The sequence below is a fragment of the Microbacterium sp. SCPM-O-B-15248 (M128) genome, from assembly GCF_058214835.1.
Genome location: NZ_JBYQLI010000013.1, coordinates 14059 through 39485, shown reverse-complemented (window position 1 = coordinate 39485; position 25427 = coordinate 14059). Strand labels below are relative to the sequence as shown.

Here is a 25427-nt window from a genome sequence, read left to right as displayed (position 1 = left end):
GAATTCCGACACAGGAGAACCAGTGCTCGAATCAACCACTTTCGATCAGCTTCGTATCGGCCTGGCCACCGCCGACGACATCCGTCGTTGGTCCTTCGGTGAGGTCAAGAAGCCCGAAACCATCAACTACCGCACCCTGAAGCCCGAGAAGGACGGTCTGTTCGGCGAGCAGATCTTCGGGCCCTCCCGCGACTGGGAGTGCGCGTGCGGCAAGTACAAGCGCGTCCGCTTCAAGGGCATCGTGTGCGAGCGCTGCGGCGTCGAGGTCACCAAGTCCTCGGTCCGTCGTGAGCGCATGGGCCACATCGAGCTCGCCGCGCCCGTCACCCACATCTGGTACTTCAAGGGCGTGCCCTCGCGCCTCGGCTACCTGCTGGACATGGCGCCGAAGGACCTCGAGAAGGTCATCTACTTCGCCGCCTACATGGTCATCTCGGTCGACGAGGATGCTCGTCACCGCGACCTGGCGACGCAGGAGAACAACATCCGTCTCGAGCTGAAGACGCTCGGCGACCGGCGCGACTCGCGCATCGCCGCTCGTCTGGCGAAGCTGGAGGAGGAGCTCGCGGCTCTCGAGGCCGAGGGTGCCAAGGCCGACCAGAAGAAGAAGGTCAAGGACGCCGCCGAGAAGGACATGACCTCGATCCGCAAGAACGCGGACGAGCAGATCGCCAAGCTCGAGCGCGTGTGGGAGGACTTCCGCACGCTCGAGGTCGGCGCCCTGAAGCCCGAAGACGACGTCTTCCACGAGCTGCAGGACCGTTTCGGTCAGTACTTCGAGGCCCACATGGGTGCGGAGTCGATCAAGCGTCGCCTGGAGATCTTCGATCTGCAGGCCGAGGCCGACAGCCTCCACCTGCAGATCTCCGAGGGCAAGGGTCAGCGCAAGATCCGCGCGATCAAGCGTCTGAAGGTCGTCAACTCGTTCCTGCAGACCGGCATGTCGCCGGCCTCGATGGTGCTCGACGTGGTTCCGGTCATCCCGCCGGAGCTGCGCCCGATGGTCCAGCTCGACGGTGGCCGTTTCGCCACCTCCGACCTGAACGACCTCTACCGTCGTGTGATCAACCGCAACAACCGCCTCCGTCGCCTGATCGACCTCGGTGCCCCCGAGATCATCGTCAACAACGAGAAGCGCATGCTGCAGGAGGCCGTCGACGCCCTGTTCGACAACGGTCGCCGTGGTCGCCCCGTCACCGGTACCGGTAACCGCGCGCTGAAGTCCCTGAGCGACATGCTCAAGGGAAAGCAGGGTCGTTTCCGTCAGAACCTGCTCGGAAAGCGCGTCGACTACTCGGGTCGTTCGGTCATCATCGTCGGACCCCAGCTAAAGCTGCACCAGTGCGGTCTGCCCAAGCAGATGGCGCTCGAGCTGTTCAAGCCGTTCGTGATCAAGCGTCTGATCGACCTCGGGCACTCGCAGAACATCAAGGCCGCCAAGCGCGCCGTCGAGCGCTACCGTCCCGAGGTCTGGGACGTGCTGGAAGAGATCATCCGCGAGCGTCCCGTGCTGCTGAACCGTGCACCCACCCTGCACCGTCTCGGCATCCAGGCGTTCGAGCCCCAGCTCGTCGAGGGCAAGGCGATCCAGCTGCACCCGCTCGTGTGCGCGGCGTTCAACGCCGACTTCGACGGTGACCAGATGGCCGTCCACCTGCCGCTGTCGGTCGAGGCTCAGGCCGAGGCCCGCGTGCTGATGCTCGCGTCGAACAACATCCTGAAGCCGTCGGACGGCCGCCCGGTGACCCTGCCCTCGCAGGACATGATCATCGGCCTCCACCACCTCACCACCCTCAAGGAGGGTGCCGTGGGCGAGGGTCGCGCGTTCGGTTCGGTCGGCGAGGCGATCCTGGCCAAGGACGAGGGCACCCTCGACCTGCAGGCCAAGGCGCGCATCCGCATCCCCGGTCTGACGTTCCTCGAGGGCCAGGCCCCCGAGGGCTACGACCGTCACGGTCTCGTGGATGCCTCGCTCGGCCAGGCGATCTTCAACGACACGCTCCCCAAGGGCTACCCGTTCGTCCGCGAGCAGGCCGACAAGGGCAAGCTGTCGCAGATCGTCAACAAGCTCGCCGAGGAGTACCCCAAGGTCGAGGTCGCCGCTTCGCTGGACCGCATCAAGGACGCCGGTTTCTACTGGGCCACGCGTTCGGGTGTGACGGTCGCGCTGAGCGACATCCTCACGCCCCCGAACAAGGGCGAGATCGTCGCGGGCTACGAGAAGCAGGCCGCGAAGGTCCAGGCGCAGTACGAGAAGGGTCTGACCACCGACGCCGAGCGTCGCCAGGAGCTCATCAAGATCTGGACCGAGGCCACGGATGCCGTCCAGAAGGCGATGCGCGACAACTTCCCGGCCGACAACACCATCAACCGCATGGTGTCGTCGGGTGCGCGTGGTAACTGGCTGCAGATCCGCAACATCGCGGGTATGCGCGGCCTGGTGAACAACCCCAAGGGTGAGATCATCCCGCGTCCGATCATCTCCTCGTACCGCGAGGGTCTGTCGGTGGCGGAGTACTTCATCGCCACGCACGGTGCCCGTAAGGGTCTGGCCGACACGGCCCTCCGTACGGCCGACTCGGGCTACCTGACGCGTCGTCTCGTCGACGTCTCGCAGGACGTCATCATCCGCGAAGAGGACTGCGGCACGTCGAAGGGCCTCGAGCTCCCGATCGCCGCGGTCGACTCGAGCGGCACGCTCGTCAAGGACGCCAACGTCGAGAACTCGGTGTTCGCTCGTACGCTCGCCACGGCGGTCGTCGACGCGCAGGGTACGGTGCTGGCCGAGGCCGGCGACGACGTGGGCGACGTGCTCATCGACAAGCTGGTCGCCGGTGGGGTCGAGACCATCAAGGTCCGCTCGGTCCTCACGTGCGACTCGGCCGTCGGTGTCTGCGCGAAGTGCTACGGCCGTTCGCTCGCGACCGGCAAGATCGTCGACATCGGCGAGGCCGTCGGCATCATCGCGGCCCAGTCGATCGGTGAGCCCGGAACGCAGCTGACGATGCGTACCTTCCACACCGGTGGTTCGGCCTCGGCCGACGACATCACGCAGGGTCTGCCCCGTGTGCAGGAGCTGTTCGAGGCGCGTACCCCCAAGGGTGCCTCGCCGATCGCCGAGGCCGATGGCCGCATCACGATCGACGAGACCGAGAAGGCCAAGAAGGTCATCCTCACGCCTGACAACGGCGACGAGCCGGTGGTCTACCCGGTCCTCAAGCGTGCGACCCTCCTCGTCGAGGACGGTCAGCACGTCAAGGTCGGCGAGCCCCTCCAGGTCGGAACGCTCGACCCCAAGGAGGTCATGCGCGTGCAGGGTGCCCGCGAGGTGCAGAAGTACCTCGTGAACGGCGTCCAGGGCGTGTACCGCTCGCAGGGTGTGCCGATCCACGACAAGCACATCGAGGTCATCGTGCGCCAGATGCTGCGCAAGGTCACCGTCGTCGACCACGGCGACACCGACCTGCTGCCCGGTGAGCTGGTGGACTTCAAGCGCTACCAGAACATCAACCGCGAGACGGTCGGCGAGGGCAAGCGCCCCGCGTCGGGTCGTCCCGAGCTGATGGGTATCACCAAGGCGTCGCTCGCGACCGAGTCGTGGCTGTCGGCCGCGTCCTTCCAGGAGACCACCCGCGTCCTGACGCAGGCGGCCATGGAGGGCAAGAGCGACCCGCTGGTCGGCCTCAAGGAGAACGTCATCATCGGAAAGCTCATCCCCGCCGGAACGGGACTTGCGAAGTACCGCAACGTCACGGTCGAGGCGACGGAAGAGGCCAAGAGCGAGCGGTACCCCAACCGCATCTTCGCCTCGGACGGCGCGTACAGCGACGCCGACCTGAGCTACGTCGACTTCGACAGCTTCTCGACGGACGACTTCACGCCCGGTACGTACAACTGATCGAAGACAACTGATCGAGGGATGCCGCACCCCGGTGCGGCATCCTGATCGACGAAGGTCCCCGGCTCGCGCCGGGGACCTTCGTCGTTCCCGGCGGGTTTCGGGCGGGTCACGTGTGCCCTCCGCGGCGTGTCGAGGTGCGGGACTCACGGTGCGGGTCGCCTACCGTGGTCGGGGAGGAACGGATGGCACGAGTCGGGGGACGCAGCGCCTGGATCGCGTGGCCGGCGGGCGTCGTGTGCGCTGCCGTCGTGGCCGCGCTCCTCGTGCTGGCCGCGCCGGGTGTTCCGGGGGCTGTGACCTTCGTCGGCGACACGCTGCGGACCGGGTCGACGACGCCGCCCTACACCGACGCGCCGCGCGTGCCGGGCCCGGCCGAGACCTGCCGTGACCTGTACACGCAGCCGATGTGGTCGGCGCTGGTGTGGTCGCCCGAGGCCCTGCTGAACCAGCGGCGAACCGCGGCGCTGTCCACTCCCGAGGCGGTGGGCGCTGCCGCGGCGACGCCGGTCGTCACCTGCCACTGGCGGGGGGACGGCGGCCGGTGGCTCGAGACCAGCGTGGCCATCGTGTCGGCCCAGGGTGCGGCCGCCGTGACCGCCACGCTGAGCGAGCAGGGTTTCGCGTGCGCCACCGCGGGCGACACGGTCCACTGCCAGCGCGAGGCCGGCGGTGTGGTCGAGGTGCACGACCTGCGCGGCGACCGGTGGGTCTCGTCGACCTTCTCGGGCTGGATGCCGGACGGCTACGCCGGGGTCGTGGCATCCCGCGCCTTCGGCGAGTGACCCGGCCTCAGCCGAAGATCGACGCGATGATGCTCGCGGTGTAGCCCGTGGGCGCGAGGTTCGAGTACTGCGTGTCGATGAGCACGTCGTCGCGCCAGAAGAGCGTGCGGCCGTCGTTGACCGGATAGGTGTCGTTGATCCAGGTCTTCTCGCAGCGGGTGCCCTCGTCGGGCGTGTAGCAGCTGAACCCCTGCGTCGTGACGAGGTCGTTGAGCATGTCGAGCGCGGGACCGCGGTCCATGCGCGTGATGCGGGTGACGAGTCCGGTGGTGTCGGCGGCGGGGTCACGCCAGATGCAGATGAGCGAGCCGTCGGGTTGCGCCCCGGACGGGCCGAGCGCCGGGTCGTTCAGGGGCACCGAGCCGAGCTGCGCGAGCACGTCGGCCGACAGCAGCGCGCGGCAATCGGTGGGGATGGATGCCGCCACGGCAGTGGGCGTGATCGTGGGGATCGGGGTGCCCGCGGGAGTACGCGACTCGATCGGGGATGGCGCCGTCGGCGCCGGGTCGCCGCTCTGCTCGGGCGCGCACGCGCCGAGCGTGAGGGCGGCGGCGATCGCGATGACTGCGGCGAGGGCCGCTGACGACGATCGACCGGGCATGCAGCCACCCTAAACGGAGCCGCCGACACGGTCGAGACCGACACACGACGGCACGCCTCCGCGGTGCGAGGGCCCGCGCGGGTTAGCCTGACGCAGCACGATATCTGCGCGCGTGAGGAGACCCCGATGAGCGACCCCCAGTCGTACGGCGACCCCGTCGACGAGCCCAAGGACGAGGCGCACGACGTCGTCGGACGTGCCCACGAGGGGCTCGCCGACGCTGAGGCTGCCCGTCGCGACGCGGTCGACCCCGAGGCGCCTGCCCCGGTGGCGGCCGAGGGCGAGTCCGGTCCGGACTCCGCGACCGCGGCTTCCGCCGCGCCCGCGACCACGGTGCACGACGCTTCCCCGGTGGAGCCGCGCAGCCAGACCGCTGTCTCCGCGCCCGTCGCGGACCGCTCCGTCGACCTCGACGACGAGGATGCCCGGTGGGCCGCCTACGCCGCGTCGGCCGAGCCGGAGTCCGCCACCGCGGCGCACACCGCCGCTCCCTCGGCGCACGACGACCGCGGTGCCGAAGCCGCGCTGCCCGCTGCGGCAGCTGCTGCCGGTGCCGCCACGGCGACCTCCGCTGCTCCCTCGCCGGATGCCGACGCGACGTACCCGATCGGCGCTGCGCAGCCGATCTTCGTTCAGGCGCCCGAGGCCCCGCGCCCCCGGGGCAATCGCGGTGCCGCCGGCGCCATCGGACTCCTCGCGACCCTGGTGTTCGCCGTCCTGTACCTCGCCGCCACGCTCGGGCTGGGGCTCCTCCTCGGCACGATCCAGACGGACGGCCTCGTCGACGCCGCCCTCGCAGCGCTGACGACCTTCACGCTGTGGGTGCCGACCGTGGCGTTCTTCGTGGGCTTCTGGTTCCTCGGTGCGATCATCAACCGCGGTGGCTGGGGTCACTGGGTGGTCTGGGGTCTGCTGGTCGGCGTCATCTCGTGGGGCGGCTACCTCCTGGGCGCGCTGTTCGCGGCACCGTTCTGGCTGCTCACCGCGCGCCAGGGTGTCGACCTGCTGCAGGAGAGCGTGCTCGCCCCCCTCGCGATCGTGGCGTTCGTCCTCGGCCGCGAGCTCACCATCTGGTTCGGGTCGTGGGTGGCCAAGCGCGGTCGCCGCGTCACCGAGATCAACGACGAGGCGCAGCGCGAGTACGAGCGCACGCTCGAGGCCGGTCCTCAGCTCGCTCAGCGCTGAGACCGGATGCCATGACGGATACGCCGCGACCGGCGGGGGTGACCCCGCCGGTCGCGGTCGTTTTCGCGACGGTGAGCTTCCTGGCCCTGGCGATCGGTGGTCTCGGCGTCGCGAGCCTTCTGTTCGACGCCGACGTCATCCCCGTCCGTGGCCTCGGTCCGCTTCCCGGGGTGGCCGGCATGCTGCTGGCCCTCGCGGGATTCGCCGGTGTGCTCCTGTGGGGACTGCGGGCGGTGCCGCCCGGCTTCCTCACGGCGGTGCCGTGCGCGATCGCGGCGTACGTCGGCGAGATCCTCGGGATCGCGCTGGGAGCGGCGGTGACCGGAGGCGATATCGCCCGCGGCCTCGCCGCCGCGGGCGCGGTGGCGCTGGGCTGGCCCGGAGCCGTGATCGCGTTGGCAGGACTGCTCGCCGGGGCCTTCGGCGTGCTGCTCGCGCGCAGCCGGGGCGAGGGGCCGCGGTGGCGCTGGGAGCGCGACGAGGAAGATCGCTGATGGTCGGGCCGTGGCATCCGCCCGCAGCGCCCGGTGTCGGGCTAGCGTAGGGGCGTGGAGCGGTCGCTCGAGACCCAGGTCGGCCAGGCGGTGGACGCTTGGCTCGCTTGGCTGCCCCGGTGGGAGCCCGCGAACCATCGCGGACGCATCGCCCCGTGTCGCCGGTGCTTCGGTTCGCCGGTGCTCTCGGCGGCCGGTCTCGGCTCGGACGTGCCGCACGGGGTGCAGCACGGGCTGTCGACCCGCGTGAAGACGATCGTCGACCACGCCGTGGCCGAGTACACCTCGCGCAACCTCCCGATGCTGCAGACCGAGCTCGAGCAGCAGGCCGCCCGCAACCGGCGCCGCTCGTATCGCCCGGCCGAGGGACTGGAGCCCGAGTTCGAGGGCATGCCGCTGGACCCCGAGCCCGAGCCGGGCGCTCCGTTCCTCTTCACGCTCACGGGTCTGGCGGCCGAAGATGACGCCGCGATCCCCGCTCTGCCGCCGCTGTCGGATGCCGCGAAGGCGGCGCTGCGGCAAGAGGTCGGCCTCGCCGACGACTACGCCAACATGATCGGGCGCGAGGTATGCGCGGTGCTGCTGCATCATCGGCTCCGCATCCAGGCCGCCGTCGCCGAATACGTCGAGCCCCAAGTGGCCGCCATGCTCGACGACCTGTCGCGGTCGTTGGACGCCCCGTTCGATCCGCGCGACCCGGGGCCGCTGGCATCCTGAGCCTGTGGACGGCCCCGGCCCACCGGTTCGGAGCTTTGTTAGCATTGCCGGGTTGTCCGCCCGTTCGGTTGCGGACAGGGGTTCCGGGGAGGTGCACGATGCCGCAGCGCCTGCCCTCGTCACCCCCGATCCTCCCGGGGCTGGCATACATCCGTCCGCTCGGGTCCGGCGGCTTCGCCGACGTCTTCCTCTACGGGCAGGACATGCCGCGCCGCGACGTGGCCGTGAAGGTCCTCCCGAGCGACGTCCGCGACGCGGATCTGCTGCGCATGTTCAACGCCGAGGCCGACGTGCTCGCCCACCTCTCGGCGCACCCCTCGATCGTCACCGTCTACCAGGCCGGGATCTCGGCCGACGGTCGGCCGTACATCGTGATGGAATACTGCCCCGGCTCGCTCGCGCAGCGCTACCGGGTCGAGCGGATGCCGGTCGCCGAGGTGTTGTCGATCGGCGTGCGCATGTCGGGCGCGCTCGAGTCGGCGCACCACGCCGGGCTCGTGCACCGTGACGTCAAGCCGAGCAACATCCTCGTGACGACGTTCGGGGCTCCCGTGCTGGCGGACTTCGGCATCTCGTCGTCGCTGGTGCGGCAGGGGGCGGACGAGATGCTCGCGATGAGCGTGCCGTGGAGCGCGCCCGAGGTCATCGCCGAGCAGACCGCCGGAACCGTGTCCAGCGAAGTGTGGAGTCTCGGGGCGACGGTGTACTCGCTGCTCGCAGGCCACAGCCCGTTCGAGCGCCGCGAACGCGGACAGAACTCCCGCGAGCAGCTGCGTCGCCGGATCGCCCGCGCCTCGTACACCGACATCTCCCGCACCGACGTGCCGCCGTCGCTGCAGGCCGTGCTCGCGCGGGCCATGTCGCGCAATCCCGCCGACCGGTTCGCGAGCGCACGGGAGCTCGGTGAGGCGTTGCAGAAGGTGCAGTCCGAGCTCGGGCTGCCCGCCACTCCCCTCGAGGTGCCCGCGGCCGAGTGGGCGCCGACCGCGCGCGCGGTCGACTTCGCCGACGGCACGCTCCGCGGCCCTGCACGCTCGCGCATCGATCGCGAGGGGGTGCGCAAGCTCCGCGGCTCCTCCGGCGTCGCGGGTCTGGCCCGGGATGAGGACACCGACATCTCGGCCCCGACGCGTCCCGCCCACCGCTTCCTGCCGTGGGCGCTCGCGGCGGCCACCCTCGTCGTCGCGAGCGCGGTCGTCCTGGCCGCGCTCCTGGCCACCGGGGTGCTCCGATGAAACGTCGCACCCTCGCGGGTCTGGCGGCGACGCTCGGCGCCGCGGCGCTCGTGATCACGGCGAGCATCGTCTGGCCAGGGCTGGATGCGCAGGAGACCCCCGAAGTCGACACGTCCGTGTGGGCGCTGCAGACCGGGGAAGGTCAGCGCTACGCGCGCGTGAACACCACGGTGGGCGAGCTCGACACCGTGCGCACGGCGGGCAATCCGAGCGCGGTCGCCCAGGGCCCCGACGGCGCCTATCTCTTCACCGACAGCTACAGCAAGCTCACCCGCATCGACGAGGCGCAGCCGGTCGATCTGCAGGAGGATCAGCTCGAGTCCGCCCCCGAGACGCCCGCGGGGACGACCTCGGTCGTGACGGCCGGCGATTACGTCGTCTACCGCACCGACACGGGTGCGGTCTTCGCCAGCCGCCTCAGCCGTGCGGGGCAGTCGGTCTCCGAGCTCGATCCGTTCGGGACGGCGGGCGACGACGACGCCCGCACGTACACCGCGGATGCCGTGACCGTCGACGATCGCGGGATGCTCTTCGCCTACTCCTCGGCCGACGGCTCCGTGATCCGGTACGACATCGAGGCCGACGAGCTGAAGGGGCGCGACGCGCTCGACGCCGACGCGGCCGCACCGGTGCTCACGGCCGCGGGAGACCAGTGGGTGCTCGTCGACGCCGATGCGGGGCGCGTGTGGGTGCGCGGTCAGGACCCGGTCGACCTCGACACCGCGGAGCAGCTCGTCGTGGGCGACCCCGACTCCCGCGCCCGCGTCGTGTATCTGGCCGACGAGCAGTCCCTGTGGAGCATTCCCGTCGACGGCGGTGAGCCGCGACGCGAAGTGGGCGCCGGCGGCACCGTGCTGGGGCAGCCGGCGAAGCCGCTCGCCCACGGCGGCGTCGCTTATGCGGCGTGGCTCCTGCCCGGCGACGCCCGCGGCACGCTGTGGCGATCGGATGCCGGCGAGACCGACCTCGATTACGCCGGGGTCACGATGCCCGATCAGCGTCGGCCGATGTTCGTCGCGACCGATCACGCCGTCATCCTGAACGAGACGCGGACGGGCTGGGTGTGGACGGTGCCCGACGGCGCGCTCGTGGCGTCGAGCCAGAGCTGGACCCTCGACGACCGCACCGAAGAGGCCGCCGTGCAGAGCGATGAGCAGCTCAGCGTGGTGCTGGACCCCAAGCCGCCGATCGCCGAGCCCGACGGTTTCGGCGTGCGCGCGGGGCGGCTGGTGACCCTGCCGGTGCTGCTGAACGACCACGACCCCAACGAGGACGTCCTGAGCATCGTGGGCGAGAGCGTCACGGGCCTGGATCCCGGCTTCGGCAGCCTTTCGGTGACCGACGACGGCCAGCGCCTCGCTGTCCGCGTCGCGGCCGGAGCGACGGGCACGGCGACCTTCTCGTATTCCGTGACCGACGGGACCGCGGCCGACGGGCTCACCTCGGCCCCGACGACGGTGACCCTGACCGTCTCGCCCACCGAGTCCAACGCCGCTCCGGTGTGGTGCGGCGTCGAGAAGTGCCTCCAGCCGTGGCCTACGCCCGAAGTGGCGCGCGGCGGCACGATCACCGTGCCCGTTCTCCCCGGGTGGGTCGATCCCGACGGCGACCCCCTGCTGCTGCTGTCGGTCGACAACCCCGGCGGCGTCGGCAGCGTGGCATCCACCCCCGCCGGCGAGGTCGTCTACCAGCACTCCGACGACGGATCGGGCGGGGAGCAGACGATCCAGCTCGACGTGACCGTCGCCGACACCGCGGGGGCGACGACGACCAAGCCGTTGCTGATCCGGGTCGCTCCGGATCCGGCGCTCTCGGTGCAGTCCTTCGCCGTCGTCGACACGGCCGGCTCGGCGCTCACCGTCGATGTGGGCCCGCACGTGACGGGCACCGCCGGTGACGTCACCATCGGGTCCGTGCGTGTCCTCGATGACGCCGCGGCGTCGGCCACGATCGTCGGCGGCACGACGACCTTCGACTTCACGGCCGCGCAGCCCGGCGTCTACCGGGTCGACTTCACCGTCGCGGGAGCCGGGCGCACTGCCACGGGCACGGCCCGCATCACGCTCCTCCCCGCTGATGCCCCGGCCCAGCTGTCGACCGCGCCCGTCGTGGCATTCGTCCGCCCGCAAGAGGACGCGACGCTCGATGTGTTCGCTGCGGTGTCCAACCCCACCGGCCGGGTCCTGTTGCTGAGCGACGTCGTCGCCACCGCCGAGGACGGAGCCTCGCTCACCGTCGACACCGTGGGGCAGAACGACCTCCGCGTCTCGGGAAGCACCGCCGAGGGCGGGGCGGGGCTCCTCGGAACCGTGGCGTACACCGTCAGCGACGGCACCGACGACGAGGGCTCCCGTGTCGACGGCGAGGCCACGGTGTACCTTCTTCCGCCCGCCCCCGAGATCGCCCCGATCGCGGTCGATGACACGGTGACCGTGCGCGCCGGTGTGCAGGTCGACATCCCGGTCCTCGACAACGACGTGTCCCCGGCCGGCGGACGTCCGACCCTCGACCCCGCCACGGTCCAGGCCGCCCCCGCCAGTGACGGCCTCGCCTTCGCGTCGGGCGGTGTCTTGCGCTACCTGGCCCCGACGACGCCCGGCAGCTACGAGGTCACCTACCGCGTGTACACGACCGGCACGCCCTCTCTGTGGGACGAGGCCACGGTCCACGTCACCGTGCTCGGATCCGAGGCCAACCGCGCCCCGGTGCCCGACACGCTGCAGGGGCGGGTGCTCAGCGGAGGCCAGACCACGATCCCCTTCCGCGGCTTCGGCGTCGACCCCGACGGGGATGCGGTCGTGCTCGACCGCATCGTGACCCAGCCCGACCGCGGGACCGCCTCGATCTCGGCCGACGGGGCCTCCCTCGTGTACTCCTCGGTGCCGGGCGATCGCGGTCAGGTGTCGTTCCGCTACCGCGTGGCCGATTCCTCCGGCGCGACGGGAGAAGGCACGGTGCGCATCGGAGTCCTGGATGCCGAGGCCAACCCGAGCCCCATCACCTTCACGGACTACGTGCAGGTGCAGACCGGACCCGACAGCCGCATCCGGGTCAGCCCGCTCGCCAACGACATCGATCCCACTCAGGGACGCCTCTCGCTCACCGCGGTGCGCCCCGATCTGCCCCGCACGCTCGTTGACGGCAGCGACAACCCCGAGTACGCGCGCCTGGAGTCCATGATCGAGACGACGACCGAGACGGGGGTGGTCCTGCGTGCCGGCGAGGCTCCGGCGACGATGTCCTTCCTGTACGACGTCGAGTCCGATTCCGGCAACACCGGCCGCGGCCTGATCGTGGTGAAGGTCGTGCGCGAGAGCGTCCCCGACTTCCCGGTGGTCACCGACACGGTGCTGACCCTCGAGGATCGCGATCAGTTCGTCTCCGGGGTCGACGTCCTCGACGGGCGGGCGACGTGGTCGGGTGGCGACGTGGCGGATCTCCGTGTCTCGCTGTGGGGCGAGCCTGCCGGGGTGAACCTCGACGGTCGCCGCATCTCGGGCGAGCTCCCCGCGACGCGGCGGATCATCCCCTTCGTCGTCTCGGGCACCGTGGGGGGAGAAGACGTCACGACGTATGCCTTCGTCCGGGTCCCCGGCGACGACGATCTGACGCTCGCCCTGCGCCCGGGCTCGGCTCAGCGCGTGGACGAACTCGCCTCGGTCGAGTTCGACATGGCATCCCTCGTCGCCGTCCCGCGCCGCGCCACGCTCGAGGTCGGACCCGAGGTCACCACGACCGGCGTCCGCGCCGAAGGGCGCTGCACCGTGAACGGGACGGTCGTGCGGTACGACGCCGGGACGGGGTCCCCCTGGACCGACGCCTGCCAGGTGCCGGTCCGCGTCGCGGGGACCGAGGAGTGGACGCTGCTGTCGGTCCCGATCGGGATCGTCGCCCGCGAGCCTCAGCCCGAACTGCGCCCCGGCTCGCTGACCGTCGGCCCGGGCGAGACGGCGACGTTCGACCTGCGCAACATGACGACCTGGCAGCTGGGCCGTGAGGACTGGGCGGGCATCCGCTACGCCCTCGACTACTCCGGATCGGCGTTCTCGTCGGTGACCCTCGACGGCTCGGTCGTGACGGTCACCGGCGCGGACCGCGCCGTCCCCGGCGGCGAGAACGCGGCGATCGTGACGGTGACGAGCCATCGAGCGGTCGCCCCGGCTCGCTTGCTGCTGCGCGTCGGCGCGGCCCCCTCCACGCTTCCGCAGGGTGGAACCACGACGTTGCAGTGCTCGCAGGCCTCGGGCTCCAGTTGCACCATCGATGCCGTCGGCCTCCCCGGCGAGGTCAACCCCCTCCCGCGCACCCCGCTCGAGGTCGTGGACGTGCGCCCGACGAGCGCGTGCACGGGCGTCGGCTTCGAGGTCGCCTCGAACGCGAGCGTGCGGGCGTCCTGGACCGCCGACGCCCCGGGTGCCACGTGCGCGGCCAGCGTCACCCTGCGCGACGCCCAGGGGCGATCGACCGCGGGCTCGCGCGACGCGCGCGTCGTGCTCGACCTCCAGGGCTTCCCCCGCGCCCCGGCGAGCGTGCGGCAGACGGCCTACGCCGACGGCTCGCTCACGCTCCGCATCGACCCCGGCGAGGCGCGCCGGGCGTATCCGGCCATCTCCGGGTTCACCATCCGCTCGCGCGGCGAGGTCGTCGCGCAGTGCGGACCCGACGGCGCGTGCCCCCCGATCGGCGCTCCCAACGGTGAGCAGCGCGAGTACGTCGTCACCGCCGTCAACTCCGTCGGAGAGTCCCGCGGATCGGTGCGCACCACCGCCTGGGCGTACGACCCGCCCGCGCGGCCGCAATCGGCGGGCTTCACCCCCGTCGTGACCGGCGACGGCGAGGGCAACGTCGTCGACCTCGTGATCCGCGGCGTCGAGTCCGCCGAGACGGGGCAGCTCGAGATCCGCAGCGCCGCGGGCGAGACCCGCACCGTCAGCGTCGGCCGCAACCAGAACGATGTCCGCGTCGACGGTTTCCGGGTCGGCAGCAACGCCCGCACCGAGATCACCGTCACCCCGACCTCGCGCTTCGAGATCCCCGCGGGCCTCGGCGGCTCGGCCCAGGGCGGCGCGCTGGTGTTCTCGGCGCACGGGGTCGGTGCGCCGCTCGATCCGGTCATGACGATCACCTCGCGCTCGAGCGGCGACGGTATCTCGACGGTGACCGTCGAGGGCACCGCCCGCCAGAACGGCACGGACTCGCAGCTCCGCTACGGTGTCGTCGAGGGCGCGAACTGCCGCGTCGGCGACGGCGGTCCCCGACGCGAGTTCCCTGGTAAAGAGGACGGCGTCGCCTACACGTTCACGTTCTGCGTCGAGTCGAGCTACGACGGGACGTCCTACGGCACGAAGAGCGTGACCCAGGAGTACCGCGTCGCTCAGGACACCGCGGCCCCCCGCGGCTACACGTTCCGCGTCGGGTCGAATCCCGACATCGGCACCGAGGACGGCCGCCCGGTCGCTCGGTGGCGCATCTCCGGCATCCAGACCGGGAGCGAACCGCCGCGGTTCAACGACCCGAAGTACACGAACTTCGAAGGCAACCGGTCATCGGTCTTCGGCTCCGACCCGAACATCGGCGTCTACTTCCAGCACCGCTTCTGGGGCACGACCTCCGAAACAGGGCGGGTCGCGCCGGCCTCGGGCAGCGCGCCGTACCAGGTGCAGGCGAGCACGCGAGTGGCATCCTGTGTCGCCGGAGAGCGCCTCCAGGTGTCCTCGAGCGCGAGCAACGACCAGGCGACGCTGACGCTCGACCGTTCCGCGCTCCGCTACACCGACAAGAACGGCGCCGTACTCACTCCCGCCGAGGGCTCCGACCTCGTCCCCGCCGGGGCGACGAAGGTCACGAACGTCCGCGTCACCGTCGACTGGTCCGCGCGCGGCTGGGGCCTCGACTCCGCCGTCCTCGAGACCCAGGCGACCTGCCAGCCCGGCACGCCCGAAGCCGATCCCGAACCCTGATCCCCCCCCCACCGAGAGAGACTCACTGCCATGACGATCACCCAGGAGCAGGCGACCTGGTACGCCCAGACGTTCGCGCAGATCGCCGACAACGTCGAGCGCGCCGTGCTCGGCAAGCGCCACGTGGTCGAGCTCGTGCTCACGGCGATGCTCAGCGACGGCCACGTCCTGCTCGAGGATGTCCCGGGTACGGGGAAGACTTCGCTCGCGCGCGCGATCGCTCAGTCGGTGCAGGGCACCAACACGCGCATCCAGTTCACGCCCGATCTGCTCCCCGGCGACATCACCGGCATCACGGTGTACGACCAGAAGACCGGCACGTTCGAGTTCCACGCCGGGCCGATCTTCGCCAACATCGTCCTCGCCGACGAGATCAACCGCGCGAGCCCCAAGACCCAGTCGGCGCTCCTGGAGGTCATGGAAGAGGGCCGGGTCACGATCGACGGCGTCTCGCGCGAGGTCGGCGTGCCCTTCCTCGTCCTGGCGACGCAGAACCCGGTCGAGCAGGCCGGCACCTACCGGCTGCCCGAGGCGCAGCTCGACCGGTTCCTCCTGCGCACCTCCCTCGGCTACCCCGACCACGCGGCCACCGTGCGCATCCTCGACGGCGCGGCCGTCTCCACCGCGGACCTGCGTCCGATCATCACGCCGCAAGCCCTCGTCGGCATGGCCGATCTCGCCGCCGCCGTCTATGTCGACGCCCTGGTGCTCGACTACATCGCCCGACTGGTGGATGCCACCCGCTCGGCCGACGAGGTGCGCTTGGGCGTCAGCATCCGCGGCGCGCTCGCCCTGACCCGGGCGACCCGGGCGCGCGCGGCCGCTCAGGGGCGCACGTACGCGACGCCCGACGATGTGAAGGCGCTCGCCGTCGCCGTCCTGTCGCACCGGCTCATCCTGCATCCCGAGGCGGAGTTCGACGGGGTGACGCAGGAGGCCGTCGTGGGCCAGGTCCTGCTCGACACCGTCCCGCCGACGCAGCGCGAGAGCGCCTGAACGTGCGAGTCCCCCCGCTTCTCCGCTCGCGACGGGTGACGCCGTGCCCGACGTGAACCTCACCGAGTCGCGACTGACGCGGACCTCCGCGGCGACCGTCGGCACGGGGTCGCGCACATCGGTCACCTCGACGTCGACGCGGCGCACCCGCCGGCTCGTGCGCGCCGCGGTGCGCGCCGCCGAGGTGTGGCGCGCGGTCGTGGACGCCGTCGCCGCCGCGGTGCGGTGGGCGGGACGCACGGTGCGGCCGGCGGGCGCGGTCGTGGCGGTCGCCGCCACCGCGGGGCTCGCCCTCGGTCTCGTCTTCGGGTGGGTGGAGTGGGTCGTCGCGGGCGCGGTGGCTCTGCTGCTGCTGGTCATGAGCGTCCCCTTCCTCTTCGGCGCGCGTGCGTACGACGTCGACTTGACGCTCACGCACGAGCGGGTCGTCGCCGGCACCGGCGTCACGGGAGAGATCACCGTGCGCAACGACAGCGGGCGCCCGGCCCTCCCCGGACGGCTGGACATCCCGGTCGGTCGCGGACTCGTGGAGTTCGCGGTCCCGCTGCTGCGACCGGGGCACGGGGTGACCGAACCGCTGGAGATCCCGCCGCTCCCGCGCGGTGTCGTGCGCATCGGACCGGTCACGACGGTCCGCAGCGACCCGGTGGGACTGCTGCGGCGAGAGCACGCGTTCGACGACGTGCACGACCTGTTCGTGCACCCCCGCACGGTGGGCCTGCCGTCCACGAGCGCGGGGCTCGTACGTGACCTCGAGGGCAGCGCCACGCGACGCCTCGTCGACGCCGACATGTCTTTCCACGCGATCCGCGAGTACGTCCCCGGCGACTCCCGGCGCCAGGTGCACTGGAAGTCCACGGCGAAGACCGGGCGCCTCATGGTGCGCCAGTACGAGGAATCCCGGCGCTCGCGGATGGCCGTCGTCCTGGCCGCCGCGACGCAGGAGTACGCGGATGCCGACGAGTACGAGCTGGCGGTCTCGGCCGCCGCCTCGCTCGGCCTGCGCGCCGTCCGCGATGCCCGCGACATCGACATCGTGACCGGCTCCGAGATCCCGCGCGTCGTGAAAGGACGCCTGCGCGCGATCCGGCACGTCCCGACCGTCGCGCCGCGCGCTCTGCTCGACGGTTTCAGCGCCCTCGAGCGTCACGAGAACACGATGGCCGTCGAAGACGTCTGCCGCTTGGCATCCGAGGCCAATGAACGGCTCTCGATCGCTTTCGTGGTCGTCGGATCGGCCGTCTCGCTCACCCGACTGCGCCAGGCGACGCTGGCGTTCCCGGCCGACACGGCCGTCGCGGCGGTGGTGTGCGACGAGCGCGCGCACCCGCGCATGCAGAGCGTCGCCGGACTGACCGTCCTGACCATCGGCACGCTCGACGACCTGTCCGGTCTGCTCGTGCGCGGAGCGACCTCGTGAGCGCGCCGTCCCGGGCGACAGATCCGGCCCGCCTCTCGCGCGTCGTCGCGGGCGGGCTGTACACCGCCGTGTCCGTGGCGCTCGCCGCGGTCGCCGCGTGGCCGGTGTACGCCACTCCCGCCTTCGTGCTGCTCGTGGCCGCGGCCGTCGTGGCCTCGGCGGGCATCGTCGCCGTGAGCACGTGGTGCCGCTGGGGAGGAGGGGTGACTGCCGCGCTCGTGGCCGGTGCGTTCGCCGTTCTGGCCGTGCCGCTCGCGGTGCCCTCGCGTCTGGGGAGCCCGCTGGAGTTCCTGCGCGGCCTGGGCGAGGCGTTCTCCGGCGTGGCGCTGGCCTGGAAGGACCTCGTCACCGTCGACCTGCCCGTGGGCGACTACCGCAACCTGCTGATCCCCGCGCTCGTCGTCTTCCTCGTCGGTACGGCGGTGACACTGACGCTCGCGCTGCGCGGCGATCGCTGGGCGCCGGCGGCGGTGGTGAGCGGTCTGGCGATGACCGGGTTCGGCCTGTTCTTCGGTCGCACGTCCACGAGCGCTCCGCTGACGGTCGGGCCGCTCACTCTCGCGGCGCCGGTCGAGACCGCGGTCGGGGTCGGTGCGGTCCTTTCGGCCGTGCTGTGGTTGGCGTGGCGCACGCGCGACGAGCGCCTCCGTGCGCTGCGCCGGGCGAGCGAGAGTGCGACGGTGAGCCTGCCTCGGCGTCGCTCGCGCACCGACCGGCGCCGCGCGGCCCTGGGTGCCGGCATGCTCGTCGTTGCCGTGGTGGCCGCCGTCGCGGTCGTGCCGTGGGCCGTGAGGGATGCCGACCGCCGGGTGCTGCGGTCGGCGGCGGGTCCCGAACGGCAGATCGCCGAGGCGGTGAGCCCGCTCTCCGAGTACCGGTCGATGTTCTCCGACGCGCGGGACGACGACGTGCTGTTCCGCGTCTCGTCGACGGGCACGGCGCCCGAGCGCATCCGCGTGGCGACGCTCGACGTCTACGACGGCGAGGTCTTCCGCTCCTCCGGCTCCCGCCAGGGGTCGTTTGTGCGGGTTCCCGCGAGCCTGTCGGCGGGCGACGGCCGGGACGTGGAGACCGATGTCGAGATCGCGGATCTCGGTGGCATCTGGATGCCGACCGCCGGCCGTCTCGTCTCGGCGACGTTCGAGGGCGATCGGCAGAACGTCCTCGCCGATCGGTTCTACTACAGCGCCGACGCCCAGGCCGGCGTGCAGATCGCCGACGGCGGACTCCGCTCGGGCGACCGCTACCGCCTGTCGGCTGTCGAGCCCGCCGACGACGATCCCGCGACCCTCGTCGCCCCCGGCGTGGACGGCGGTCGCGCGGGCGGCGAGAACCTCCGGCGCTGGGTCGAGGAGCACGCCACCGGATCCTCGGGGGCGGACCTCGTCTCCCTCGTCCGTCTGCTGCGCGAGCGCGGCTACCTGAGCCACGGCCTGGCCCCCGCGGCGGGTGCGCCGGCCCCGACGTGGACGGCCGACCTTCCCGGCTACCAGCTGCAGCCGAGCGCCTCGGGACATTCGCTCGCGCGCATCGAGGTGATGTTCCAGCGCCTGCTCGAGCGCGAGGACGACCCGCGCGCGCAGACCTCGGGCAACTACGTCGCGGCCGTGGGCGACGACGAGCAGTTCGCCGTCGCCGCCGCGCTCATCGCGCACGAGCTCGGCTTTCCGGCCCGCGTCGTGGTGGGCACCCGGCTGAGCGCGAGCGATCCGGGTGTCGCCACGTGCGAAGCGGGGGAGTGCCGCGCGCGCGATCTCAGTGCATGGACCGAGGTGCAGGGCGACGACGGCCGCTGGGCGGCGATCGACGCGACCCCGCAGTGGGAGCTGTCGCCGAGCCTCGAGGTGACGCAGCAGCGCGATCCCGAGAACGTCACCGAGGTCCGCCCCGACACCGTCGACGAGGTCGTCCCGCCCGATCCGGTGCAGGAAGACAACGCCCTCACCGACGACGACACGACCGACGACGGGCTCGATCTCGCGTGGTTGTGGCCGATCCTCCGGGTCGCGGCGATCTCGCTCCTGGTCGTCCTGGTGTTCTTCGGTCCGTTCCTCGCGATCGTGGTGGCCAAGGCGGCACGCCGCCGCGGCCGTCGGCGCGATCCCGATCCGCGCGTCTCGATCGCCGGAGGGTGGGACGAGTATGTCGACGCCGGGCTGGATGCCGGCCGCTCCCTGCCTCCGTCCTCGACCCGGCGCGAGCTCGCCGCCTCCCTGGACACCCCGTCGGGGGTGAGGTTGGCGGACGACGCCGATCGCGCGGTGTTCTCGTCTCGAACGGTCACTGCGGACGAGGCATCCGAGTTCTGGCGGATCGTCGACGAGGACCGCCGCCTGCTGACGCGTCGCCACGGGTGGTGGCGTCGCGTGCGCGCGGCCGTATCGTTGAGATCGTTCCTGCGGTTCTTCGCCCCGCGCCCCACGCGCCGACGGCCGCCGCACCGCGACGAGAGGGGGACGCGCCCGCCCGCCGGCCGGCGCGAGACGACATGAACGATTCCACGGGTGTGATCCTCGGGGCGCTGACGCTGCTCCTGTTCGTGATCGTGTACGTCTGGTACGCGCTGGCTCTGGTCGCCCTGTTCACCAAGACCGGTGAGGCGACCTGGAAGGCGTGGGTCCCGGTGGTCAACGGGGCGACCGTCCTGAAGGTCGGCGGGTTTTCTCCGTGGCTGGTGCTGCTGAACCTCATCCCCCTGTTCGGCACCACCGCGTTCGTGGTCGTGTTCATCGTCGCCGTCCACCGCATCAACCTCGGATTCGATCGCGGCGCGGGCATGACGGTGCTCGGGGCGCTCATCCCGGTGGTCTGGGCCAGTGTCCTCGGCTTCGGCACCGCACGCTGGCAGGAGGCGTCCTCGGGTGCCCGCCGCGTCGGCGGAGTCGATGAGAACTCGGCTCCGGTGCGCCGCGGTCAGGACTTCGCCGGTCCCTACGTGCCCCTCGTCGGCGGCTGGACGCCGGAGCCCGCGCGTCCGGCCGGTGCCGGCGGCATGGTCGACGACGACGACGACGACGTCGCCGCCGAACCGATGTCCGAGCCGGTGCTGCTGCCGTTCGCCGCTCCGTCGGGCTCCCTGTCCGATGCCGTGCCCTCCCCGTCCGACTGGGCCCCGCCCGCCGCAGCAGATTTCCCGCCCCGCGGAGACGACGCGGGTGAGCAGCGTTCCGGGTCGGAGCAGCCCGAGACCTCGGCCGACGTCCACGACTCGGTGGCGGAGGCGCTCGCCGCCCTGCGCGCACCGACCACGCCGGTCGCGACGCCGCCGCTCCCCGAAGCACCCGCCCGCGGCGAGGATTCCGAGAGCGCCGGCTGGAATGCGGCTCCCCTCACGCCGGCCTTCCCCGCGCGCGGGGGATCGGTCGCGTCGGACGTTCCGCCCGAGGCCGAGGTGCCCCAGCCCGCGCCTGAGCCCGAGGTGCCGTTGACACGCCCCGCACCGGCGGAGGTCCCCGTCTCGGCCGTTCCCCGCCGCGATGACGAGGGCCCGGGGGAGGAGTTCCCCGAACTGTCCGAGGCCGTGTCGGCGGTGCCCGATGCACCACAGGCCGGTGCGCCGCGGTCCGCGCGAACCTCCGTGTCCGCGCTGTACACGCAGCCGGAGTTCCCCGCCGAGGCTGATGATTCCGACTTCGATGCGCTGGACCGTACCGTCGTCACTCGCCGCCGCCGTATCCCGTGGGCGCTCGTGCCGCCGGCCGGCGCGCCGGTCGACCTGACGTCGGACGTCGTCATCCTGGGTCGTCGCCCGGCCCCGGATGCCGCGCACCCCGGCGCCCAGCTCGTGGCGATCGTCGACGACACCCGCACGGTGTCCAAGACGCACGCTCGACTGCAACTGCGGGGAGAGACCTGGTACGTCACCGATCTCGACTCGACCAATGGCGTGCTGTTCGCGACGTTGATGGGGACCGAGGTCGAGGCGCCTCCCGGTGAGGAGATCGAGGCGGGGGAGCGGTTCTTCCTCGGCGACGCGGAGGTGCGCCTGACGCGGAGGGAGCCGTGAGCGGCCCCTACGACGTCCCCGACGATCCCGACGACGTCACGCTGTGGGCGGGCCGTCTGCGCCCGTGGCCCGCTCGGCCGGACCCGGCCGTGGACGACGGCGATGAGATCGACGAGGACACCGCTGTCTCCCTGCGGTCGGCGCGGGCCGAAGACACCGTCCGGGTCGTGCGGGAGGAGCCGTCGGATGCCACCGTGCGCATCGTCCGCGACGAGCCGTCCGACGAGACGGCCCGAGCCCGCGGTGGTGAGGGCGCTGCCGCGGCGACGCCGGACGAATCGTTCGACGACACGATCCGAGGCTCTCGTGAGGCCACGCCCCGGGACGATCCGCCCCCGGCTCTCGAGGAGACCACGGCCGTCGGCCGTCGTCGCCGTGGCGCGGCCACTTCGCCCGAGCCCGAACCGCCGTCGGACGCGCCCACGGGCGACACCGCTGCCGGAACGCGCCGTTCGCGCTCGCGCGAGCGCGTCACCACCGACGCGCTGCCGTCGGCCGACCCCGTCCCGCGTCCCCGTGACGCACGCATCCCGTCCGGCGGTGCGCACGAGCTCTACCGCCCGCGCGCCGACGAAGCGATCCGCGTCGCCCGCAGCGCCCCGCCCGCCCGGTCGGACGACGCCCCGGATGCCGCCGAGGTGCGCCCGCGATCGGTCCGACGCGGTCGTACGCGGGGTTTCCTCCTGCTGGCGGCGATCGTCGTCGTCGCCTCTGCGGCCGCCGTCGCGCTGTTCCTGCTGATGGGCTGAGCATCGCGTCGGCCACGTTTGCCCGCACCCTCTCGGGCGCGTATCATTGAGCGGGTGTGCGTTCACGCGCGCCGTGCGTCATGCCCTCGGGCCGGCGACACGGAACAACGCTCGCACCATCTCAGGGAATGACCTGCGAACAGGTCACCCCCACGGCATATCCACCACTACCGCGTCCGATCATTCTGACGCGCGGCGGATCACACGTGAGCCCGACACGTCACGAATCGCAAGATGCGCGAGGTCTCGGGGGAGACACGACGCTGTCACCGTGCAGCACAAACAAGGAGAGAACGTGCCAACCATTCAGCAGTTGGTTCGCAAGGGCCGCTCGCCGAAGGTCTCGAAGACCAAGGCTCCCGCGCTGAAGTCGAACCCCCAGCAGGCCGGCGTGTGCACCCGCGTGTACACCACGACCCCCAAGAAGCCGAACTCGGCGATGCGCAAGGTCGCCCGCGTGAAGCTGCGCAACGGCACCGAGGTCACCGCCTACATCCCCGGTGAGGGTCACAACCTGCAGGAGCACTCGCTCGTGCTCGTCCGCGGTGGTCGTGTGAAGGACCTCCCCGGTGTCCGTTACAAGATCGTCCGCGGTGCGCTCGACACCCAGGCTGTCAAGAACCGTAAGCAGGCTCGCAGCCGCTACGGCGCGAAGAAGGGCTGAGAACCATGCCTCGTAAGGGTCCCGCCCCGAAGCGTCCCGTCGTCAACGACCCGGTGTACGGCGCTCCCGTCGTCACGCAGCTGGTCAACAAGATCCTGGTCGACGGCAAGAAGTCCCTCGCCGAGTCGATCGTCTACGACGCCCTCCGTGGTGTCGAGGCGAAGAACAGCCAGGACGCCGTCGCCACCCTCAAGAAGGCGCTCGACAACGTGCGCCCCACCCTCGAGGTAAAGAGCCGCCGCGTCGGTGGCTCGACCTACCAGGTGCCCGTCGAGGTCAAGCCGCACCGCGCGAACACCCTCGCGCTGCGCTGGCTCGTGAGCTACGCGAAGGGTCGTCGTGAGAAGACGATGACCGAGCGTCTGCAGAACGAGATCCTCGACGCCTCGAACGGCCTCGGTGCCGCGGTCAAGCGCCGCGAGGACACCCACAAGATGGCCGAGTCGAACCGCGCCTTCGCGCACTACCGCTGGTAAAACCCGCGGCGGGTCCGTGACCGCACCCCGGTCACGGACCCGCTAAGGGCCCGGCATCAACCTCCCAACAGGTAAGGAAGACACCCGTGGCACAAGACGTGCTCACCGACCTCCACAAGGTCCGCAACATCGGCATCATGGCGCACATCGATGCCGGCAAGACGACGACGACCGAGCGCATCCTGTTCTACACGGGCGTCAACCACAAGATCGGTGAGACGCACGACGGTGCCGCGACCACCGACTGGATGGAGCAGGAGCAGGAGCGTGGCATCACGATCACCTCCGCCGCCGTCACCTGCTTCTGGGACAAGAACCAGATCAACATCATCGACACCCCTGGACACGTCGACTTCACGGTCGAGGTCGAGCGTTCGCTCCGCGTGCTCGACGGTGCCGTCGCCGTCTTCGACGGCAAGGAGGGCGTCGAGCCCCAGTCCGAGACGGTGTGGCGTCAGGCCGACAAGTACGACGTCCCCCGCATCTGCTTCGTCAACAAGATGGACAAGCTGGGCGCCGACTTCTACTTCACGGTCGACACGATCGTCAACCGCCTGAAGGCCAAGCCGCTCGTCATCCAGCTCCCCATCGGTGCCGAGAACGACTTCGTCGGCGTCATCGACCTCGTCGAGATGCGCGCCCTGGTGTGGCCCGGCGATGCCAAGGGTGACGTGACCATGGGTGCGAAGTACGAGATCCAGGAGATCCCGGCCGACCTCGCAGACAAGGCCGCCGAGTACCGCCAGCAGCTGCTCGAGACCGTCGCCGAGTCCGACGACGCGCTCCTCGAGAAGTTCTTCGGTGGTGAGGAGCTCACGGTCGCCGAGATCAAGGGCGCCATCCGCAAGATGACGATCAACTCGGAGCTGTACCCGGTCCTGTGTGGCTCGGCGTTCAAGAACCGCGGCGTGCAGCCCATGCTCGACGCGGTCGTCGACTACCTCCCCTCGCCCCTGGACGTGCCCGCCATCGAGGCGCACGACCCCAAGGACGAAGAGATCGTCATCGAGCGCCACGCCGACCGCGAGGAGCCGTTCGCGGCGCTCGCGTTCAAGATCGTGACGCACCCGTTCTTCGGTCGCCTCACCTACATCCGCGTCTACTCGGGTCACCTCGACTCCGGCGCCCAGGTCGTCAACGCGACCAAGGGCAAGAAGGAGCGCATCGGGAAGATCTTCCAGATGCACGCCAACAAGGAGATGCCGGTCGACTCGGTCACCGCCGGTCACATCTACGCCGTCATCGGCCTCAAGGACACCACCACCGGTGACACCCTGTGCGACCCGGCCAACCAGGTCGTCCTCGAGTCGATGACGTTCCCGGAGCCGGTCATCGAGGTCGCCATCGAGCCCAAGACCAAGGCCGACCAGGAGAAGCTGGGTGTCGCCATCCAGAAGCTCGCGGAAGAGGACCCGACGTTCCGCGTCGAGCAGAACTCCGAGACCGGTCAGACCGTCATCAAGGGCATGGGCGAGCTGCACCTCGACATCCTCGTGGACCGCATGAAGCGCGAGTTCAAGGTCGAGGCCAACGTCGGAAAGCCGCAGGTGGCCTACCGCGAGACGATCCGCAAGTCGGTCGACCGCCACGACTACACCCACAAGAAGCAGACCGGTGGTTCGGGCCAGTTCGCGAAGATCCAGTTCGCGCTCGAGCCCCTCGAGGTCACGGCCGACAAGACCTACGAGTTCGAGAACAAGGTCACCGGTGGTCGTATCCCGCGCGAGTACATCTCGCCGACCGACCAGGGCTTCCAGGACGCCATGAACGTCGGCGTGCTCGCCGGCTACCCCATGGTGGGTGTCAAGGCGATCCTGCTCGACGGCGCGTCGCACGACGTCGACTCCTCGGAGATGGCGTTCAAGATCGCCGGTTCGATGGGCTTCAAGGAGGCCGTCCGCAAGGCGAACCCCACGATCCTCGAGCCGATCATGGCCGTCGAGGTCCGTACTCCCGAGGAGTACATGGGCGACGTCATCGGTGACCTGAACTCTCGTCGTGGCCAGATCCAGTCGATGGAAGACGCCGCCGGCGTCAAGGTCGTCCGGGCCAACGTGCCGCTGTCGGAGATGTTCGGCTACATCGGTGACCTGCGCTCGAAGACCTCGGGTCGCGCCGTCTACTCGATGGAGTTCGACAGCTACGCCGATGTCCCGAAGGCCGTGGCCGACGAGATCATCCAGAAGAACAAGGGCGAGTAACACCGCTCTCACGGATGCCGGGAGCTCGTGCCCCGGCCGG

At 70.9% G+C, this 25427-nt stretch carries 16 protein-coding genes; 15 read left to right on the top strand and 1 reads right to left on the bottom strand.

Annotation, left to right across the window (positions count from 1 at the left end):
* Nucleotides 1-22: 22 nt before the first annotated feature.
* Nucleotides 23-3898 carry a DNA-directed RNA polymerase subunit beta' gene (gene rpoC / locus AC3E6M_RS16735; protein ID WP_138175660.1) on the top strand — a complete coding sequence of 1292 codons (3876 nt, stop codon included), beginning with the start codon at nucleotides 23-25 and terminating at the stop codon, nucleotides 3896-3898.
* Nucleotides 3899-4083: 185 nt separating this feature from the next.
* Complete coding sequence (locus AC3E6M_RS16730; RefSeq protein WP_138175658.1) at nucleotides 4084-4683, top strand: hypothetical protein; 600 nt, start codon at nucleotides 4084-4086, stop codon at nucleotides 4681-4683.
* A 7-nt stretch (nucleotides 4684-4690) separates the two neighbouring features.
* Here the strand turns inward: AC3E6M_RS16730 and AC3E6M_RS16725 are convergent, their stop codons facing one another.
* Nucleotides 4691-5284 carry a hypothetical protein gene (locus AC3E6M_RS16725; RefSeq protein WP_138175656.1) on the bottom strand — a complete coding sequence of 198 codons (594 nt, stop codon included), beginning with the start codon at nucleotides 5282-5284 and terminating at the stop codon, nucleotides 4691-4693.
* A 126-nt stretch (nucleotides 5285-5410) separates the two neighbouring features.
* On the opposite strand from AC3E6M_RS16725, the gene AC3E6M_RS16720 reads away from it, so the two are divergent.
* The 13 genes from AC3E6M_RS16720 (at nucleotide 5411) to fusA (ending at nucleotide 25387) form a co-directional block, all read left to right on the top strand.
* The gene (locus AC3E6M_RS16720) at nucleotides 5411-6469 is read left to right on the top strand and encodes an ABC transporter (protein ID WP_138175654.1); all 1059 of its coding nucleotides are present in this window, start codon (nucleotides 5411-5413) and stop codon (nucleotides 6467-6469) included.
* Nucleotides 6470-6480: 11 nt separating this feature from the next.
* Nucleotides 6481-6963 carry a DUF6121 family protein gene (locus AC3E6M_RS16715; RefSeq protein WP_138175652.1) on the top strand — a complete coding sequence of 161 codons (483 nt, stop codon included), beginning with the start codon at nucleotides 6481-6483 and terminating at the stop codon, nucleotides 6961-6963.
* Nucleotides 6964-7017: 54 nt separating this feature from the next.
* Nucleotides 7018-7680 (top strand): spermidine/putrescine ABC transporter substrate-binding protein, encoded by a 663-nt coding sequence (locus AC3E6M_RS16710; protein ID WP_138175650.1) that lies wholly within the window; start codon nucleotides 7018-7020, stop codon nucleotides 7678-7680.
* A gap of 98 nt (nucleotides 7681-7778) precedes the next feature.
* Nucleotides 7779-8915 carry a serine/threonine-protein kinase gene (locus AC3E6M_RS16705; protein ID WP_490530565.1) on the top strand — a complete coding sequence of 379 codons (1137 nt, stop codon included), beginning with the start codon at nucleotides 7779-7781 and terminating at the stop codon, nucleotides 8913-8915.
* On the top strand, nucleotides 8912-14875 hold the full coding sequence (locus AC3E6M_RS16700; RefSeq protein ID WP_138175646.1) for an Ig-like domain-containing protein: 5964 nt from the start codon (nucleotides 8912-8914) through the stop codon (nucleotides 14873-14875). The genes AC3E6M_RS16705 and AC3E6M_RS16700 overlap by 4 nt, the downstream gene beginning before the upstream one ends.
* A 30-nt stretch (nucleotides 14876-14905) precedes the next feature.
* Nucleotides 14906-15871, top strand: a complete 966-nt coding sequence (locus AC3E6M_RS16695; protein WP_138175644.1) for an AAA family ATPase — start codon at nucleotides 14906-14908, stop codon at nucleotides 15869-15871.
* A gap of 43 nt (nucleotides 15872-15914) precedes the next feature.
* Nucleotides 15915-17291 (top strand): DUF58 domain-containing protein, encoded by a 1377-nt coding sequence (locus tag AC3E6M_RS16690; protein WP_138175642.1) that lies wholly within the window; start codon nucleotides 15915-15917, stop codon nucleotides 17289-17291.
* On the top strand, nucleotides 17288-19783 hold the full coding sequence (locus AC3E6M_RS16685; RefSeq protein WP_490530564.1) for a transglutaminase TgpA family protein: 2496 nt from the start codon (nucleotides 17288-17290) through the stop codon (nucleotides 19781-19783). Before AC3E6M_RS16690 ends, AC3E6M_RS16685 begins: the two co-directional genes overlap by 4 nt.
* Entirely contained in the window at nucleotides 19780-21297 is a 1518-nt protein-coding gene (locus AC3E6M_RS16680) for a DUF5684 domain-containing protein (RefSeq protein ID WP_394529894.1), read from the top strand. The genes AC3E6M_RS16685 and AC3E6M_RS16680 overlap by 4 nt, the downstream gene beginning before the upstream one ends.
* Nucleotides 21294-22046, top strand: a complete 753-nt coding sequence (locus AC3E6M_RS16675) for a hypothetical protein (protein ID WP_394529892.1) — start codon at nucleotides 21294-21296, stop codon at nucleotides 22044-22046. The genes AC3E6M_RS16680 and AC3E6M_RS16675 overlap by 4 nt, the downstream gene beginning before the upstream one ends.
* A gap of 295 nt (nucleotides 22047-22341) precedes the next feature.
* Nucleotides 22342-22710 (top strand): 30S ribosomal protein S12, encoded by a 369-nt coding sequence (gene rpsL, locus AC3E6M_RS16670; RefSeq protein ID WP_013584051.1) that lies wholly within the window; start codon nucleotides 22342-22344, stop codon nucleotides 22708-22710.
* 5 nt (nucleotides 22711-22715) lie between these two features.
* Entirely contained in the window at nucleotides 22716-23186 is a 471-nt protein-coding gene (gene rpsG / locus AC3E6M_RS16665; protein WP_022878284.1) for a 30S ribosomal protein S7, read from the top strand.
* An 86-nt stretch (nucleotides 23187-23272) separates the two neighbouring features.
* Nucleotides 23273-25387, top strand: coding sequence for an elongation factor G (fusA, locus tag AC3E6M_RS16660; RefSeq protein ID WP_138176932.1), 2115 nt, complete (start codon nucleotides 23273-23275; stop codon nucleotides 25385-25387).
* Nucleotides 25388-25427 lie beyond the last annotated feature (40 nt).

Coding starts and splice junctions, on each gene's coding strand:
- AC3E6M_RS16730 (WP_138175658.1), top strand. CDS start 4,084: ATGGCACGAGTCGGGGGACGCAGCGCCTGGATCGCGTGGCCGGCGGGC.
- AC3E6M_RS16725 (WP_138175656.1), bottom strand. CDS start 5,284: ATGCCCGGTCGATCGTCGTCAGCGGCCCTCGCCGCAGTCATCGCGATC.
- AC3E6M_RS16720 (WP_138175654.1), top strand. CDS start 5,411: ATGAGCGACCCCCAGTCGTACGGCGACCCCGTCGACGAGCCCAAGGAC.
- AC3E6M_RS16715 (WP_138175652.1), top strand. CDS start 6,481: ATGACGGATACGCCGCGACCGGCGGGGGTGACCCCGCCGGTCGCGGTC.
- AC3E6M_RS16705 (WP_490530565.1), top strand. CDS start 7,779: ATGCCGCAGCGCCTGCCCTCGTCACCCCCGATCCTCCCGGGGCTGGCA.
- AC3E6M_RS16700 (WP_138175646.1), top strand. CDS start 8,912: ATGAAACGTCGCACCCTCGCGGGTCTGGCGGCGACGCTCGGCGCCGCG.
- AC3E6M_RS16695 (WP_138175644.1), top strand. CDS start 14,906: ATGACGATCACCCAGGAGCAGGCGACCTGGTACGCCCAGACGTTCGCG.
- AC3E6M_RS16680 (WP_394529894.1), top strand. CDS start 19,780: ATGAACGATTCCACGGGTGTGATCCTCGGGGCGCTGACGCTGCTCCTG.
- rpsG (WP_022878284.1), top strand. CDS start 22,716: ATGCCTCGTAAGGGTCCCGCCCCGAAGCGTCCCGTCGTCAACGACCCG.